Origin of the sequence: Acinetobacter sp. MF4642 (assembly GCF_002018925.1) — a bacterium.
Taxonomy (GTDB): domain Bacteria; phylum Pseudomonadota; class Gammaproteobacteria; order Pseudomonadales; family Moraxellaceae; genus Acinetobacter; species Acinetobacter johnsonii.
Window position 1 is genome coordinate 1 of the sequence record NZ_MVON01000033.1, and the last position, 16,544, is coordinate 16,544.

17 protein-coding genes and 1 pseudogene are annotated in these 16,544 nt (G+C 37.0%); 7 read left to right on the top strand and 11 right to left on the bottom strand.

The features are described 5' to 3' along the window. From MF4642_RS17395 to MF4642_RS13995, 4 genes are all read left to right on the top strand, one after another. The coding region (locus MF4642_RS17395; RefSeq protein ID WP_413772799.1) for an IS3 family transposase at nucleotides 1–115 on the top strand (115 nt) is incomplete at its 5' end. A gap of 80 nt (nucleotides 116–195) precedes the next feature. After that, nucleotides 196–1,026, top strand: a complete 831-nt coding sequence (locus tag MF4642_RS13985; RefSeq protein WP_153041797.1) for a hypothetical protein — start codon at nucleotides 196–198, stop codon at nucleotides 1,024–1,026. Nucleotides 1,027–1,314: 288 nt separating this feature from the next. Then, entirely contained in the window at nucleotides 1,315–1,779 is a 465-nt protein-coding gene (locus MF4642_RS16835) for a hypothetical protein (RefSeq protein WP_153041798.1), read from the top strand. Nucleotides 1,780–1,801: 22 nt separating this feature from the next. After that, complete coding sequence (locus MF4642_RS13995) at nucleotides 1,802–2,260, top strand: hypothetical protein (RefSeq protein WP_078426602.1); 459 nt, start codon at nucleotides 1,802–1,804, stop codon at nucleotides 2,258–2,260. Between the two features lies 1 nt (nucleotide 2,261). On the opposite strand, the pseudogene MF4642_RS17065 reads toward MF4642_RS13995, so the two are convergent. Together MF4642_RS17065 and MF4642_RS17070 are read right to left on the bottom strand one after the other, a co-directional pair. Continuing rightward, nucleotides 2,262–2,651 (bottom strand): annotated as a pseudogene (locus MF4642_RS17065) (transposase); the annotation flags it as partial. A 28-nt stretch (nucleotides 2,652–2,679) separates the two neighbouring features. Beyond that, nucleotides 2,680–3,090: a transposase family protein gene (locus MF4642_RS17070; RefSeq protein WP_202971251.1), complete on the bottom strand. Its 411-nt coding sequence runs from the start codon at nucleotides 3,088–3,090 to the stop codon at nucleotides 2,680–2,682. Between the two features lie 77 nt (nucleotides 3,091–3,167). On the opposite strand from MF4642_RS17070, the gene MF4642_RS14010 reads away from it, so the two are divergent. From MF4642_RS14010 to MF4642_RS14020, 3 genes are read left to right on the top strand one after another with little or no spacing between them, the layout of a single operon-like run. Next, on the top strand, nucleotides 3,168–3,824 hold the full coding sequence (locus MF4642_RS14010; protein ID WP_078426603.1) for a hypothetical protein: 657 nt from the start codon (nucleotides 3,168–3,170) through the stop codon (nucleotides 3,822–3,824). Between the two features lie 4 nt (nucleotides 3,825–3,828). Beyond that, nucleotides 3,829–4,446 carry a hypothetical protein gene (locus tag MF4642_RS14015; RefSeq protein WP_078426604.1) on the top strand — a complete coding sequence of 206 codons (618 nt, stop codon included), beginning with the start codon at nucleotides 3,829–3,831 and terminating at the stop codon, nucleotides 4,444–4,446. Nucleotides 4,447–4,451: 5 nt separating this feature from the next. Next, the gene (locus MF4642_RS14020; protein WP_153041799.1) at nucleotides 4,452–4,955 is read left to right on the top strand and encodes a hypothetical protein; all 504 of its coding nucleotides are present in this window, start codon (nucleotides 4,452–4,454) and stop codon (nucleotides 4,953–4,955) included. Nucleotides 4,956–5,132: 177 nt separating this feature from the next. Here the strand turns inward: MF4642_RS14020 and MF4642_RS14025 are convergent, their stop codons facing one another. From MF4642_RS14025 to MF4642_RS14065, 9 genes are all read right to left on the bottom strand, one after another. Then, the gene (locus MF4642_RS14025; protein WP_078426606.1) at nucleotides 5,133–5,684 is read right to left on the bottom strand and encodes a DUF2799 domain-containing protein; all 552 of its coding nucleotides are present in this window, start codon (nucleotides 5,682–5,684) and stop codon (nucleotides 5,133–5,135) included. A 57-nt stretch (nucleotides 5,685–5,741) separates the two neighbouring features. Next, nucleotides 5,742–6,401 carry a hypothetical protein gene (locus tag MF4642_RS14030; protein ID WP_078426607.1) on the bottom strand — a complete coding sequence of 220 codons (660 nt, stop codon included), beginning with the start codon at nucleotides 6,399–6,401 and terminating at the stop codon, nucleotides 5,742–5,744. Nucleotides 6,402–6,451: 50 nt separating this feature from the next. Next, complete coding sequence (locus MF4642_RS14035) at nucleotides 6,452–7,117, bottom strand: hypothetical protein (protein ID WP_227518552.1); 666 nt, start codon at nucleotides 7,115–7,117, stop codon at nucleotides 6,452–6,454. 23 nt (nucleotides 7,118–7,140) lie between these two features. Then, complete coding sequence (locus tag MF4642_RS14040; protein ID WP_078426609.1) at nucleotides 7,141–8,580, bottom strand: hypothetical protein; 1,440 nt, start codon at nucleotides 8,578–8,580, stop codon at nucleotides 7,141–7,143. Nucleotides 8,581–8,658: 78 nt separating this feature from the next. Continuing rightward, a complete protein-coding gene (locus MF4642_RS14045; protein WP_227518553.1) occupies nucleotides 8,659–12,384 on the bottom strand; it encodes a tubulin-like doman-containing protein in 3,726 nt (1,241 codons plus the stop codon). 48 nt (nucleotides 12,385–12,432) lie between these two features. Further along, nucleotides 12,433–12,843 carry a hypothetical protein gene (locus tag MF4642_RS14050; protein WP_078426611.1) on the bottom strand — a complete coding sequence of 137 codons (411 nt, stop codon included), beginning with the start codon at nucleotides 12,841–12,843 and terminating at the stop codon, nucleotides 12,433–12,435. Between the two features lie 40 nt (nucleotides 12,844–12,883). Beyond that, nucleotides 12,884–14,347, bottom strand: a complete 1,464-nt coding sequence (locus tag MF4642_RS14055; protein WP_078426612.1) for a hypothetical protein — start codon at nucleotides 14,345–14,347, stop codon at nucleotides 12,884–12,886. After that, entirely contained in the window at nucleotides 14,344–15,822 is a 1,479-nt protein-coding gene (locus MF4642_RS14060; RefSeq protein ID WP_227518554.1) for a hypothetical protein, read from the bottom strand. Before MF4642_RS14060 ends, MF4642_RS14055 begins: the two co-directional genes overlap by 4 nt. Before the next feature lie 330 nt (nucleotides 15,823–16,152). Then, entirely contained in the window at nucleotides 16,153–16,542 is a 390-nt protein-coding gene (locus MF4642_RS14065) for a hypothetical protein (RefSeq protein WP_078426614.1), read from the bottom strand. Nucleotides 16,543–16,544: the final 2 nt, after the last annotated feature.

Below are 16,544 nucleotides of genomic sequence, written 5' to 3' on the forward strand. Positions count from 1 at the left end.
CTGGGTATATTGGTTCAATAAAAAGCGTGTACACAGTGCACTGGGTTATGTATCGCCTTTTGAGTTTGAAGCAATGTACTATGATAAGATTAACCCGTTAGGTCAGGTGGCCTAACTTAAATAAAAAAGCCTCCGACAAACCCGGTACGGTTCAGTTTTAATTTTAAAAATGCTCAACAGTTACCATCAATTGGTTTGATCGGCTTTGGACTGTTAAACTTATTTTCCTTCTTACTTATTTTAACCCATCTACTGCTTTTTCAAACAGCATCTGATTGGGTAAATCTTATTCCTACCTATATTGAATGCAGCATATTTTTCTTAATTTGCGTAGGTTCGGGTTTAATGTTCAGAGCAACGCGTGCAACTCGAAGAGTTGATGAGATTTTATGGAGTATTTTCTCCATGATTGGACTTGTCCTTGCATTTGGTTCTGCACAACGTCTATTTTTTTATGCTGATCACTTAATTCCATTTAGCTTGCATAAAAGTTTAATCCCTAGCCAAATTTTCCATTTATATACTCAGATTCCTGCAAGCACGTGGGCACAATTTTTATTCATTTTATATTGTATTATTGGGATCGTTATCTTTTATGTAAGCTCATATTTATTTTCTGCATCCCCTGAAATTGCCAATATTGTGCAACGCTACCCTGATATTTTCCAGGTTGAAAATCAACATAAATTGCAGCAAGAAAAACGAGACTTAGTCCAAGAAATCAATAAAGCAAACAGCAACCTAAGAGCATTTGAGCGTTTCAAAGCCAAGGTAATTTCAGAACTTGAAAATGATCCAATCCTAGAGCATATAAACCTCTCTCCCACTATTGAATTAATTGACCCTATTCAAAAGATACAAGAGAAAGTAACCTGTCTTTCTCTTGATCACAGTCATCTAGAACAACAATATCAACTTGAGCGCATTCAACATTTACTGAGTAGCCTACAACTACTCTCTCAAGATGCATCATCTCTACAACAGCAGTTTGAAATATTTAATACTGTTCAGGCAGAGAGAATATAAATGCATTTAAGTCAAAATCCCAAGAAGCTTTGGCCACTTTTGTGGATGTTATTCTGTTGTACTGTCCTAATTAATTGTATACTTCTCTACCAATTCGATAAAAAGAATCAACGTGACCGCTTTACAGGTTGCCTAAATAAAATTGAACAAAAACATGTTTTTGTCATTGATCCATCATCGATTCATAGCACTCAAACACAATCTGAAATTCTATCTAGAATTACACAGCAAGCCCACAAGATCAAACGTGAAGATTTAGCTTTAGTATATGTGATAAATGGTCAATCCATGAGTGAATTACAACCTGTATTTAAAGCATGTCACACCGATACGAACTTTGAAAAATTATTTTTGAAATCTGTACATTATGCGGTCTATGCTCAACCACAGCATTCAACAGCCATTCCGCTTGCTGAAGCATTACTCGATATCGAGCTAAGTCAACATCAGATTCAGCCGAAGCAAACTCGATTATTTATTTTTTCCAATTTCTTACAAAATTCACAAAATTTGTCATTTGCACAAAGTACAGATCTAAAGGCAGCGATTAATCAATTCAAATTAAGCCGCCTTGGTGGTGTACAACGTCCAACTTTTATCAACACCACTGCATATTTACATATTATTCCGCCTGCACAACTCACTGAGAACCTACTCAATATTCGTGATGGTTTTTGGATATGGTTTTTTGGAGATATGCGTGGCGATAGACGTGCATATGGTTTGGAACGTCACGATCTACCAGGTTCATAATATTTTTTAGAGGGGATTCATCATGTCATTTGCAGCAAAAAAAGGGCTTCCAAGTAGCTTTTTACCGATTTTAGGTGGAGCAGCATTAGTCTCGATTATTATCATTTGGTTTAATTTACATATTGTATTACTAGCTTTCACAGTAATAGTTCCCCTTATTCTTTATTTTAATATTGTTAAAAAAAGCCTACTAAAACAACCTGACTATAATGCTGTAGATAGTGTTTATTACTTTGGTTTTAGCTTAACTATCGTAACACTTGCCACTTCTGCCATCATTCATTTTGGTCTATCTTCTGATATTGAAGACCTACAAAACTTAAATCTTGTGTTCTCACAATTTGGTGTTGGATTATTAGTAACTTGTCTTGGTTTGATCTTACGTTTGTTTTTATTGGCGTCCATGAATCAACAAAACGCAGATCAGGAACAAAATGAACGTCATGCACTTATTAATGACATCATTAGACCTCTTTCATAAATCATTTTTTACACAGTTCTAAATTGTAGATTCCAGCGATTAAATTGAATCTCAAACCAAGTCTTTTTCCTCTGTTTCTATAACGTTCTGCAAGGATTTTGAAAGTTTTCAAACTGCCAAATACATGCTCAATGCCAATTCTTCTTTTATTGATTTCCTTATTATAAATCTTCAGCTCTGGATCTAGTTTGCAGCACTTCTTTGCTTTTAATGGCAATAGACTATTTGGATATACGGCATAAATCCCTTGATAGCCTTTATCTGCAAGGATGAAGGCATCTGCAGGAATCTGATTCAAGTTACGTTTGAAGAGTTCGAAATCATGTACAGCACCACGACTGGTGCATAAACTCAGAATTTGTTGAGTTTTATAATGCATGATGGCTTGAACTTTGAAAGTATGCGCTTTCTTCTTGCCACTATAGCTTTTCTTTTGTTTTTTTAGGTCTTTGTATTGGAATTTCTGTGGCGTCTACGATCACCACATTCCAGTCTATACCTTCGCCTTCAGGTAAATCCTTCGGCAAGTTAAAGAGATTAGACTTGATGAGGCAGTCCTCTACATGGCGGACAATTCTTGAAGCAGTGGGCTCTGACACACCATAGTTCGTTGCAATATGGAACAATGTTCGGTATTCACGCCAATAACTTAAGCACAGAAGGATTTGATCTTCTATGCTCAATTTGGATGGTCTACCTTTAGCAGGGACAGACAATTTCAGTTGTTCAATCATTAAATCAAAGGTTGACCATGAGATGCCTGTATATCGCTTAAACTGGGGTTCAGAAAGATTTTTTGAATCGACGTATTTCATCTGCAAATTATGCATGAATATTTAAGATTCTTCGGTACAAATAATCAGCAAAAGGTAGATCATTTTTTGATTTATGAAAGAGATCTATTGACTTGAGAAAAGAAATTACTGGTTTTGCCAGTGAATTACAGGACATTAATGTCAATTTAAAGAATCAACAGAAAGTACTTAATCTAGAAATTATTGAGAGCTTAAAAGCAGCAACTTTGACTTTTAATGAACAGTCGATCAATGTACAAAATGCTTTAATCGAGCACCAAAAGCAAAAAAATCTTGAATTAATTGAATATCAAGAACAACTACAAAAAAATCTATATGAACAGATGCAAGAAATGAATAATTCACTCTATAGCAATATGCAACAAGCGAATCAATCACATATTGCATATGTCGAAAGATCACAACAACATTTAATAGATTTAGCATCCAATATTGGTACAGCGATTCATGATTTAGCTATCCCAAGCGTTGCAGATTCTGCTAAAAAAGCATCTCAACAACTGGTCGGTGCATACAGTGACATGCAACAGAATATTGGGCATTTTAATACTCAGCTTCAAAATATGACTGAGCGATATACCCATTTACATGAACAACACCAATTGCAACTGCAACATACATTACAAAGTACGAAAGCTTCAGTAGATGCTGTCAATGATGCCCTAATTGAAGTCGCAAACAATACGTCTACAACTATGCGCAAAGCAAAACCAAATACATCAAAAAATCTTGATCAAATCGTAGGTTAAGTAAATGAACAGAAGAGAAGATGTTTTATATCTCACCTTGATTGATTTTTTTCTGCAAATGCTTTTTCTCGTGATGATTGCATTGTTAGCTTATATTTATGTCGAACGTCGCCATAATGCTGAAGCGAAACAGTTTCTTGACCTTGCGAAGGAATATAAAGTTGATAGTGTTCAGGAGCTCATCGACCGTTTACAAACGCTTGCCCCCATCAATAATTTAGAAGATGCAAAAAAGGCACAAGACTTTATGGATTCAAATGGCGGCTTAAAAGAAGTAAATGCCATGGTGGAAAAGTTTAAGGAAGGCCAAGGCAAACCACCCTGTGTTTTTGCAATGAAGAACGGCCTAAAAGTTGCAAAAACCGTTGCAGTTTTTGAAGCAACAAATAGTTCGATTCGTTTGATTTCTTGGCAGCCTGAATTTGCGCAATTAGCCAAACAAATCAATCAACCGATCAGGAACAACCAACAATGGTCACTACGGGGGTTTAGCTCTGCTTGGCACAATGTATTGGTCAAATATCCTCAATGCCGTTATACCGTGACATTACATGAACGTTCAAATCTTGTTGCACCACGAGATCGTGTCCAAGGCATCTTCTATACAAGGATTCGCAAATAATGTCCTTGAATAAGTTAAAAGATGCTTTACAAGATTACCAGAATAGCTACTATGAGTGTTTAGAGATCACCCCTACTTCATCTGTCTCTACTCAAGGAAGAGCTGAAACAAATTCAGCACTTCCTCAGCCAGACTTTAAATTTGAAATTCCTGACCCTCTCCAAATCAACTCGACTCAAGTCACTCAAGAAAAAGTCTCTTCTGCACAAACCGACATTGATGAAGATATTCCTCACCCAAAACTAAATCCTTTCGCCCAATATGGTGAAAATGATCAACCACACGCAAATCAGTCGAATCAAAATATTCAGCGTAGACCTCGTGCTCGTATGAAGAAAAAAGAAGGTTTCAACTTCACTCCTATTCTCATATTGTTTGTATTCATCATGCTGTGTGGTATCGGTTATGCAATTTATGATTTTTACTCACCCAAGAAGGCTGTAACGTCTGTGCCTTCTCACGATAAAATGAGTATTAAAAATGAAAATCAACAAAAAACTATGCATTAGCTCTTTTATGCCAATTAGTTTAATTGAACACAATCGAGCGTACATAGACGGTTGAAAGCTTTAAGTATAGGCCTCATCTTGATGTGGCTTCTATAAAAGTAAAATTAATCTTAAAATAAAAAATGCAGTCTCTTTTTTAATGAGAAACTGCATTTTCAAAGTTATAACTTACATTAATTATTCAAAACTTGCAGTTCGCTTAAATTGTATAAGTTCTCGTTCTGCCAAATTATATTCTCGCTGAATTTGTCCTAATTTATTACTCGCTTCGTTATACCTTTCGCGAGCAGACTTTCGATATTCTTCTTTGACATCAGAGTTATACATCGTTGATTTTGCACTAGCAATTGTATCTTCAATGGATTTTAAGCTCTTATTTGCTGTATAAAACTGATACGCGACATTGTAATAAGGTCTTAAATTATTCTGCATTTCCATTGGACAACTCTGATATGTTCCACGCCCTTGTAAAGCATAATCAAAAATTGTTTGAGGATTACAATAATTTTTCAAGCCTTTCTTATAGCCATTAGTATATGCTGTTGTGTCTAATACAGCATTATGTTTCATACAAGCTTGCGCTCTTTTTTGCATAAAAGAGCCATTTCCGTTATAACCGTCATTCTGCCCTATTAACCCCCAATTTGCAGATAGACACTCATTCTTTGACATAATTGCACAACCATTGAGTATAACAACACTACTTAACAACAACATTTTCAATTTCATAAATGACTCTAGTTAATTCTGAGCTACTTAAAATAAATAAACATTTAAAACATTATCTCAATTATAATCTACACGAAATCTAATCGATCTAATATTCTGAATTTCATCCAAACCAATATCAAATTCCTTATCCCTAAAAATAGATATATTTTCCGAAATATCAACATCATCAAAAATTCTATTATCTTTATTCATACGATTAATATATTTGAAAAAATGCTCAAAAGATACACCCCTCCCATCATTCAACATAGAATTTGTTTTAATTTCACGACTTGATATACTTCTATTATTACTATCCAGTAAATCCATTTTTATTTCTAATTTTGGTTTAGCCCAAGTATACTCTAAATTAGAAAAAATATATGATTGCCCATAATCTTTAATAGCGTTATTAAAAAAAGTCTGTTTTTCTACAATAGTAGAATATTCTTCATTCTTTTCAAATATCTCTTTTTTAATATAAACTCTTACATTTTTAACTAAAAAATATGGTTTCCCTCTATAATCATTTCTAACTTCAGTCCCATCATAAGAAAATCCAAGACCATTCTCTTTAAGATCCTTCACAAGACTATTGAATATTTTAGAATATTGAAATGCATTTTGATTAAGATCAACTTCAGCTAACTTATTATTAATTTGAAAAATAGTATCACTTGCTGAAGCTGTACCCAAACTTGCGAGTGCTAGTATTCCTAGAGTAAAAAATTTCATGAGATTTTCTCAATAAAATATAAAAGCCCATATATATATGGGCTTGCATTTTATATTAATGTAATAGTACGTGAATTATTTGCAACTTTTTTACCATTCACTAGTAATTCAGTATCAAGCAAGTATTGTCCTTTAGATACACTCGCTGGAAACTTCCAATTGAAGGAATTTTCAAAATCTCCTGAACTATAACCTTGGGCTGTTGAAACCTGAACATCTTTCACTAATTCACGAATCACTTTTCCATTCGCATCTTTTAAAACTAATTTTTCTTGGACACGCTGAAGGGGATCAGCAATACCTTCTACAACAGTCAAATCTGATTTCACTGTAATATTTTGGTTAGCTGAAACAGTTTGATTTGGTAAAATAACCGTAGAATACTGTTGAACTCTTGTTGTTTGAGGCAGTTTCCCCTTATTAGCTTTTTTATATGCCGTTTCAACTTCAGCAGCTGATTTTTTCTGAATAGTATGTGCATTAATCATCATACATCCTGCTGCAAAAACCGCACCGCCAATGGCTGCACCTGTTGCAGCATAGGTACTATCACCTACAGATGCTCCAATAGCAGCACCAAGTAATGCACCTACTGCTGTAGACATTCCTGTATTACATCCACCGTTAGCTGACGTTGCTAGCCCACCTGTACTTGCACAACCAGAAACCAAAATTGCTGAACTCAACATAGTAATAGATATCGCTTTTTTCATCATAGACCCTCTGTAAAATTTAAAAATTATTGAATTACCATATCGTCAAAGGCTGCTGACTCACCTGCTTCAGCCTGACGTAAAATACGTTTTGCTTGACTATTACTCGGGGAAGCAGACAACACTTCTCGAGCCAAAGATTTAGCCAGACCGTAGTTATTTGCATTTAATGCACGCTCTGCACGATTGAGCTGAGAATCAAAACGGGCTTCATTTTGACGACGTGCTGCTTCTGCTGCTAATTTACGTGCCGCCTCTTCAGCTTTTTGATGCTCTTTTTCTAAAGCTTGTTGACGTTCTCTTTGTGCTTGCTCAGCTTGGCGTTGTGCATCTGCACGCTCACGTTCTACTTGGGCTAAACGTTGTGCTTGTTCAACCTCATGATTGGTATTTTGTTGAGGTATACTTTGAACAACATCTTGTACAGCCTCACTTTCTAATGGAACTTCATCTGTCTCTTGTTCTTGTTGAAGATTGAATTCTTCAATCATCGATTCGATTTGTGATAGTAGCTCTACACCACCGACAAGTTCAGCATCAAGTTCTAATGCAGCAAGCACTGTCTGATGTGCTAACTCCAAGTTTCCAGCTTGCAAATATTCTTTTGCTAAAGTGAGCTTCTCTTTTGCAGATGTGGCTTGTGCTTCAGCCGATACAACCAATTGAACAAAACTTGCATTGGTTTTACATTCTGCCTGGTTGAGTTTGATGATACTCAATGCACGTGTCGGCATTTTTTCACTCAGCAAACTGTTAATTTCTTCATTTGCATTTTCACAAGGATCAACCTGTGCCCCTTCATCTACAGATGCAACTTCTTCTGCATTGTCTTTGCCACTAAATATAAAGAAAATCACAGCCAAAATCACAATAAATGCAATTGCAATATATTTAAAGCTTGATGTTTTTTGCTGTGGTGGATCGAATGGTGTAGGTTGACTATTCAAAGATGGTTGTTCTGGTGGCGTGAAGACTGGAGCTTCAGGCTTTGGTTGTTCAAGAAGCTCATCTGGCTCAGCATCTAAGACGGACAGATCACTTTGAAACTTGAGTTGATATTGTTGCAAACTTAAATATTCATTTGGAATATTCGCTAAATGTTTTAAACGTACAAAAATCCCTTCATCTTTTTTAAAGGCGTAACGATCATAAGTTCGCATCAACTCAAGGGATGCACCAACAATAATGATCCCGAATAATTCTTTACCTTGTTTCGTAATATGTTTGACCACAACCGATGTATCAGCAGCCTCATTATTTTGAGCTTCACTTAGTGTTTCACTAACCGTCGATTCTGGTAGGTCACTGACTATTTCTTGTGGAATAGTCGATGTTTCTTCTGGCTCTACAGGCAGAGTTTGAGCTTGAACGCTTTGTGCAACACTACAAAAAGGACAAAACTTTACTTTGAGCTGTAGCTCCTGCTTACATCCAATACAAGCTGTATATTCTTGCTGCTTAACCATTTCATTTAACCTATTACTTCTTTTTGTGTTGAGCATGAGCAGTATTGCCCTCCTTCGAGAACAATACTGCGATGGGCATTATTGTAAAATTGGCGGCATGCCTGGAATTGGTGGTGGCACAGGCATTGCAAGCTCAGGGCATTGGGCAATTGCGATCCAATTAGCTAAACCTTCACGCCATACCATCGTTGCAGTGTTAATTTGTTGCTGCTGCAACATTTCAACCACTTTAGAATGTGAGTATGGTCCAAAGTTTTGCCCATTAATCGCTATATGATATTGATACTGAGGTTGCTGCAGAATGGGTGGTGGCATCGCGCCTGGAGGTGGCGGTGGAGTCATGCCAGGCATTGCAAAAGTCGCTATTGGCGTACCTACTTCTGCCACACTTTTTTTCACAAGAAGCTGTTCATGTGTTTGTAAGATACTTGGTGACATATTCATCACCCATTTCAGACGTCGACCTTTATTTGGCTCACGAATTTCGTCCTGATATGCATCCTCGTCTGAATCTTTGAGCACTTCAGCCCATTTTTCCATTTCTTCGCGATATTCAGTTAACTCATATGCTCGGTCGATCAATTCTTGTGAAATTTCCTTACGCTCAGCTAACTCAATAAGTTCTTTCTTCAATTCTTTCGCAATGGCACATGCAAAACCAACATGTTCAACCTGAGCACCAGTTTCATTTTGTACCAAACGTGGCGTGTAAACTTCACGCTCATAATGATCAACTAATGCAATTAGCATTGTTAAATTTGCATCACTCAGAGATTTAAATTTCTGTTGAACTTGATCATAAATGTTGTCACGGTAAGTCTGAGGTAAACCATTTAAACGGAAACCACGTTCATTACCTAAGCGGCGAACATCACCTCGTGCTACTGCAAATTCATATTGCCCACTTGGAATCAAGCCTGGAACATCACAGCGCTTTAAAATACCCAACATCACTGCTTTCAGGTAGCATTTAAAATCATCAGCTAAGCTGTTTAATTCATCAGGTGTCGGTGCATATGGATGCTTGAATCGTGTTGAGTCAATATGGGTATGTAAAGGAGTTCTTTCACTTTCTTTACGATAGCTCGTACGCCAAGTTTCAATACCCCGTAAAATCGTAAGAGGAATACCTGACAACTCGACATAGCATACTGCTCGACCAGGCTCCCCGGTTTCGACAATCGACAATGCTTGAGCATTTAAACCTAAACCACTTGGAATACAGCCAGTTAATTCGTGTTTGTACTTTTTGCTGAACTGATCTGCCCCATTCACACCAATGAAACATTTGAAACGATCTGGTGGCGGTGTGAAATCGCCGCCCATTTTAGCATCAACCCAAGGCATGGCACGTTGTAACCACTCAGTGAATACATTCTGACGCTCAACCACACTCATGTTTTCAAGTGCTTTATACAGTGCATCTTCTTCTTGATCATTTTGTTCAAAAACAACCAGACGACGCTCAGCCATACGAATAATTTTAAGCAATAATGGTGTTTGCTGATCTGGATCAACAAGGACTTTAAACAGCTCTCTTGAGCCACCAAAATCTTTAAATGCTTCAGCTGCCCATTCACACAATAAACGAGGATCAATCTCACGCTCTTTCACATCGTCAGTTTCGATGATTTGCAAAGTTGCATGTTTAGTCCGAATTTGCTGATGAATCACTTCACGATCGTGATCAAGACGCTTCATCATATCCATGACAGACTCTTGACCATTTTGCAGGTCACCCATCACACCATTCCAAATCGTCTTGCCACTCTCATCTACACCCAAACTGTTACCCAACCAGTTCGAAATATCCTGCATCAACTCAATCGCTTCGACAGCAGCTTTAGCTTGTAAATGGAATGCAAGAACATTTGAAATATCATTACGCAAATGATCTAAAATATTTCGTGCCTGCTCTTCACGAGAAGATGCACCCAAGCCGAGGAAGCCCGAGCCTTTGGTTTCTTCTAAATCCTTGAGTTGTTTTTCATATTCATAGGTTTGTACAGCATCTTTAATAGCTGTATAGCGGTTTGCAGAATTTTTTAGGTATACGCAAATTCCTGTATTGGCATTTTCAATACGTCCTTTAATTTGTTCTACTAAAGAAATGACATACTCAAAACCACCTAGATCTTGATTATCAATATAAAGATAGAGGCGGTTTTCGATGTCTTTTTTCAGTGCATCAAAAATCACTTTTCTACGACGCACCACCTGATCTTCAGCAGTATCCCCTTTAGTATTCGGGTTACGGATCACTTGTTCGAGTAAATTATCCATCGCAAGACGAACTTGAACAGGCCATTGATCACGATCTACGTTACTGACTTCATTAATGCGCTTGCTAACACGTTGGCGTGTTTCATCAACAATATCAACCTCTACACCCGACTGACCTGATCGAAGCAATGTTTCAACAATTGCCAGATCCATAAATTCTGTGTTCAATTCACGAATTTCTGGATTTTTCAGTGTCGCAGCAGAAAACTCTGGCAGGTTGTTAAATGGAACTAAAGCTGAATACATATATTCAGACATAAAGTTATCACATTGCTTTTGACTCGCACGATTTGCAGCAGGATTCGCGCTTGCTACACCAAAGAAGGCTTTAAGCATGTCCGATGCCAAACTGTAGGCATATTCATCGTAGCGAGCACGGCCAAGTGTGTCCAAAGTCGACTGGCCAAATGCTGAATAGGCACATGAGTAATTTAACTTCATATCACCGAAACGACCTGTCGGAACAGGTGGCGCAAACATATGAATTTTATGTTGGCGTTGGTTGACAGCAACTGAACGTTTCCGATTGGCAAAGTCAGCAGAACGAAAATCTTCAAATAACGTATCCGCAATCATCGAGTAGACATCATTCATATTGTCCGTATGCTGGCGTGCCAGGTTACCGGAATCAATTAAATGAACTTCATCATACGGTTTCGATGCAAGCTGTGGACGATCATAATCATCCCATTTTTCCACATACTTTGAATGCCCAACCATTGCAGATTCAACTTCCATCAACGCTGCATAAGCATTGGCCTCAGTACGTGCTTTATTGGCACTTGAATAACCTGTCGGTAAAAACAACATCAACTCTACGTCAGCAGCTTCAACTTCGTTGCTTGCCACCCATTTAGATAACCACCCCATATCCAAAAATGAACCGGAACCTGTACCGCCAGCAACAGAGCCCAAAACCACAATACGAAATTTGCTTGTATCTAGTTGTAAATTTAGTTTTTTTAGAATGTCATCACGCGATAAACCTGCTTTTAATGTATTTAATTTTGAGCGGATTTTGTCACGAGTTTTTGGATATTTATCAAAGAAATATAAACGTGATACAGATCGAATTTGCCCCGCACCTTTTGCAGGATCAATGCCTAATTCACGAATTTTTTTAGGGGTTAGCGGTAACCAATTTTGAATATGTGGATAACGGCTTAATGAAGCATCATCACGACTATATTTTTCAATATCAAAAGACTCAACGATCTTTTCATCATCTGTAAACTTGACTAAGTTATATTGCAAATCTTCAGTTTGTGCACGACCACTATCAATAATTGCACCCTGATCTAAGTCAAAATGCATAAATTGTGCAATTGGAAACTGTGATAAGTTTTCTAAGCGAACATTATCACTACCCCAACTTGCATTGAGAATACGACGACGCACACGCATCATCACTTCCATACCTGTACCACCGACACCAATATAAAGTGTTGGGCGGAGTTTTACGGTCTGCTCTGCTGCTTTGGCTGCAGTGCCTGTGTTGACATTTTGTGCGTCTGTCATCATCTTCCCTCTGGTTCTTTATTTTTTAATTGCTTAACTTACAGTCAGTGCTTAAGCACGGCTTGATGTGAATGTCAGGACAGCACTTACCAATGCAACAATACCTAATGGCCCTAAAATAAGCAGAGATAAGAATTTCACTGGATTGACTGCTGCCAAGACTGCACCGATAGCAACCGCAGCAAGGAAAATAAATAACCACCAACCTGCCATACTTGCTTTGCTCGGAGAAATACGTTTTTTTACCAAACTATTGCTGAAACCGCGTTTTGCAAAAAAGAAAGCGATGAGAAGAACAACGATAATTCCACTAGCAATCATGAGATCACGAGAACCTGTTTCTTCTTGAACTGTAGGCACATTCACTTCTTGAACAGTTTGTGCTGCTGTACCTGTTTCAGTTTGAGCCTGCTCATCTGCTGTTGGTAAAACAAAACCGTTATTTGTATTTGACTCTGACATATATCCCCCTGGATGCTTTTTTAAAATTAATCTTAAATATTTAACGAAGTGTTACACTAAATTCTTTATCTAAAACTTGAACAGATGCGTCTGAAATACCACGTTTTACAATCGCAATTTCTTTCCCTGAATCACCATAAACACTCATCTTGGAAAATGGTTTTAATTGGATAGTTTGTTTCTTCAAGCCATTTACCCAAACATCATATTTTTTACGTTTTGAGCTCAATGCCAAAGCCAAAATTCCGAGTACAAGTGCCAATAAAATCCCTGCAATCATTACTACAACCGGCCATAATGGATATTGCAAACGGAATTGTACCGGAATTGTGGCTGTGGACGACTGAATACTTTGTGGTGCAACAAAGACATCCGATAATGGATCACCAGGAAATAAACTCTGCAAATTCTGTTTAAAATCTTCAGATAAACTCAGCTTCTGCTCATATAAGGTCACATCAATATTTGCAGGAATCGTAACTGCCTTACCCATTGCCTTAAACACTTCCCAAGACCATGGGGACACAATTAAATGCGAAGGAATTGGCACCTGAAACTCGAGCTTGGTATTATCCTTAGTCATCAAACGGATATCCGTTTCAGAAATCTGAATCGGTGCTTGCATTCCATTTGCTAATCTTAATTTTGCTTCAACACGAGTTGCTGCAATATTGTAAGGATAAAATTTATTTTTCAGATCTGCTGTGAGTTTTAACTCAGGAATGACATCTTTAGGCTCTAAATTAAAGACCAAAGTTTTCTGATCTGCTGCCAAAGAGGCGTGAATCGTCGATGAGTTTTTTACACCTGTCGGAATGAGCTGAACAGGTTCTTTATCTAAAGGCTTTAATAATGCAGGCTGTTGGTTAAACACTTTTTCCATCTGACCTGATTTTACCAAATGGTTTAACTCAGCTTCTGCCTGCTCACCATAAGCCAATACATAAACCATTAGTCCTGATGCATTAAAATGTTTCCCTTGTACAGGCATTTTTAATGGATAAGCCATTACTTTATTTATAGCTGGATCTAAGTGAACTAACTCATAAAACTCTTTATTGCGTTCAGCCGTTGCCTCATCATTATTAGGACTATTTTTATTGTTAGTAAAAATCCAGATAATGCCTGACTTTTTCGCAAATGGACCTGTAATCGTGGCAACGACAGCTTCTTTAAAATCTGTGTCTGCATAGGCTTTATCAGATTTTTTAGCAATCCCCTCTTGGCTGAGTTGCTGACTGACATTTTGTTTACCTGCCCCTTGATAAATCAACACAGGTGATTGGGCAGTTGTGTTACTTTGGTTAAACATGGAAACCGCAACCGTATCATTGGGCTGCGTTACCGTTTGAACCACTGCATTGACCAGCGGTTTTAATTGAGAGTTTTGATCCTGGTAAAATGGCTCCATCCAACCAGAGTTTTGGACTAAAAATGCATGCTGACCCGCACAAGTGAGCGTTGAAGCTAAACTCACAGCAACCATTAAACCAATGTGTTTCATGCAACCAGCTCCCAACCTAAGATGTCATTTAAGCTCGGGTTATAGAAATACAAAACATTCTGATGAATAAAGAATCTTGACTGTAATGGCTTTTCTACTTGAACACGATGAAAATCAATTAGTCCATCATGTGTATCTATAAATAATTTAATGTCTTGCTTTGTGTCATCTGCAAGTTTTTGTTCAATACCGATATTGGTATCTGTATCGAAGCTGAATCCTAAAATTAACTCCTTTTTCTCATCTTCAATCATTGGAACTGTAAAACGATGGATTGATTCGACCACACTTGCTTCTTTCCAAATATCTTGTTTGTTTTCCAATTTACCATCTAGGCCGAACTTTGATACACCTGTGGTAAAACGGAATGATGGAGTTTTTTCGAGTTGGTCTTCAGAATCTAATTCGATATAACACAAAGGACCTTTTTCATTACTTTGAGTTTTACCAAATTGATAAAAACTCCCTTTTTGATCATCATACGGTGCACCAAAACAGAAATCAGGCGTGTAGCTTGGTAGCCACATTTTATAGACGATATTGAGTGCTTCATCATCAGAGATTTTATATTTTAAAATCAATTGCCCTGACGTACCGACCCAAATAATACGTCTAGTGTCATAAACAACTTTTTCAAAATAAACTTCAGAGGTTTGTTCATTCAACAAAATCTCTATCTGATTCGTGACATCAAAAATTTTAACCTGATCATCACTTAAAATTGGTATTAAAATCTTTTTATTCCAATAAACCGGTGTACCTAAACATGGACTATTAAGTGGGGTGATATACTCAGCACGATAGGTCAATGACAAACCTTCAATGGTGACTCGTGCTAAACCTGCTTTGGTTGGAATATATAAGCACTGAATACCAGCATCATTTACAACGCCTAAAAGTTGCAAATATTCTTCCAATTTTTCTGGACAACGCTCTAAACGACGTTCAACTGCTTTTAATTCCAACCATTCCTGATTGTCTTGACTCCAAATCAAGAGATTGCCATTGATTTTATTGTATGCCACGAGTTGAGGAATATCGGTACTGGCTTTGATCGACACAAATTCAAAAATACCTCTTGGTGGCATTTTTATTTTCTGTTCTGTATCAGCATCAATTTGTGGCTCATTCTTTAATTTTTTAAGTTGATGACTTAACTGTAAGCCATGGCTATCCATGTATTGACGATTATCATCATAATGTCGTCCCTGCCCATAAGGCGGAAGCCAATATGCTTCTGAATCAACCTGCTTTTTTTCTAAAGCGTTACCTGTTTCAGGATCGTATAAAAACTCAGGCGGATACACTTTTCCAGCCAAAGTTGGCAAGTTCAGCATCTGCTGAACAAAGTGAGGATTCACATGATTTTCAACATTTGAATTTGGCGTACTTTTTAAAATATAACCCACTGTCTCATCTCGCATCCAAGTACCAGATGCTAAGTTCCACACTGTCTTATCGTGATCATGAACCAAGACACACCCCATATTTTGAATTTCTTTTGCAACATTCTAGACATTTTTTTTCACTTTCAAACCATTTATTTGATTTTTTTTTAATAAAATTAATTAGTTAAATTAATCTTAACAATAGCACAAAATTAATTAACAAATCTTAACAATTATTTTATTTCTTATCCAATTTCCCTATATGCGATTTAGTCAAAATGACCTTCATTTTAGTGTGGAGATGGTGACAATTGAACTCACTATTTAAACCAATGAAAAATCTCTGAATTTGAATTGTGTATTAACCCTTAAAAACCCAAATCAAGAAAGGTGCTCAAATGAGCACCTTTCTTGATTTTATACGCTTTCAATAAAGACAATTAATTTTAATAAACTTCTTTTATCTTGAAAATTTACACCAATACCGTATTTAGTTGGATTTTCATCACATTGTGATTGACTACTTTTAGGAAATTGAGCAAATGCTGAATTCATATTACCCATTTCTTCAAAACTAAACTCAATATTTTCGAACGAAAGTAGATCTTCTTTAAGAGCAATAAAACATGGATGTATCATTAACCGCAATGGTTCTGGATTTCGTTTTTGAGTATCTAATAAACGTTTCACATAGATGTACTGCCCATTCTTCAATTGAAATTCATAAGCATATTCTCTAGTATTCGTTTCTTTGATACCCCATTCCTTTATTGCATCATATATTTCTTTACAGCTTAAATATCTCATTT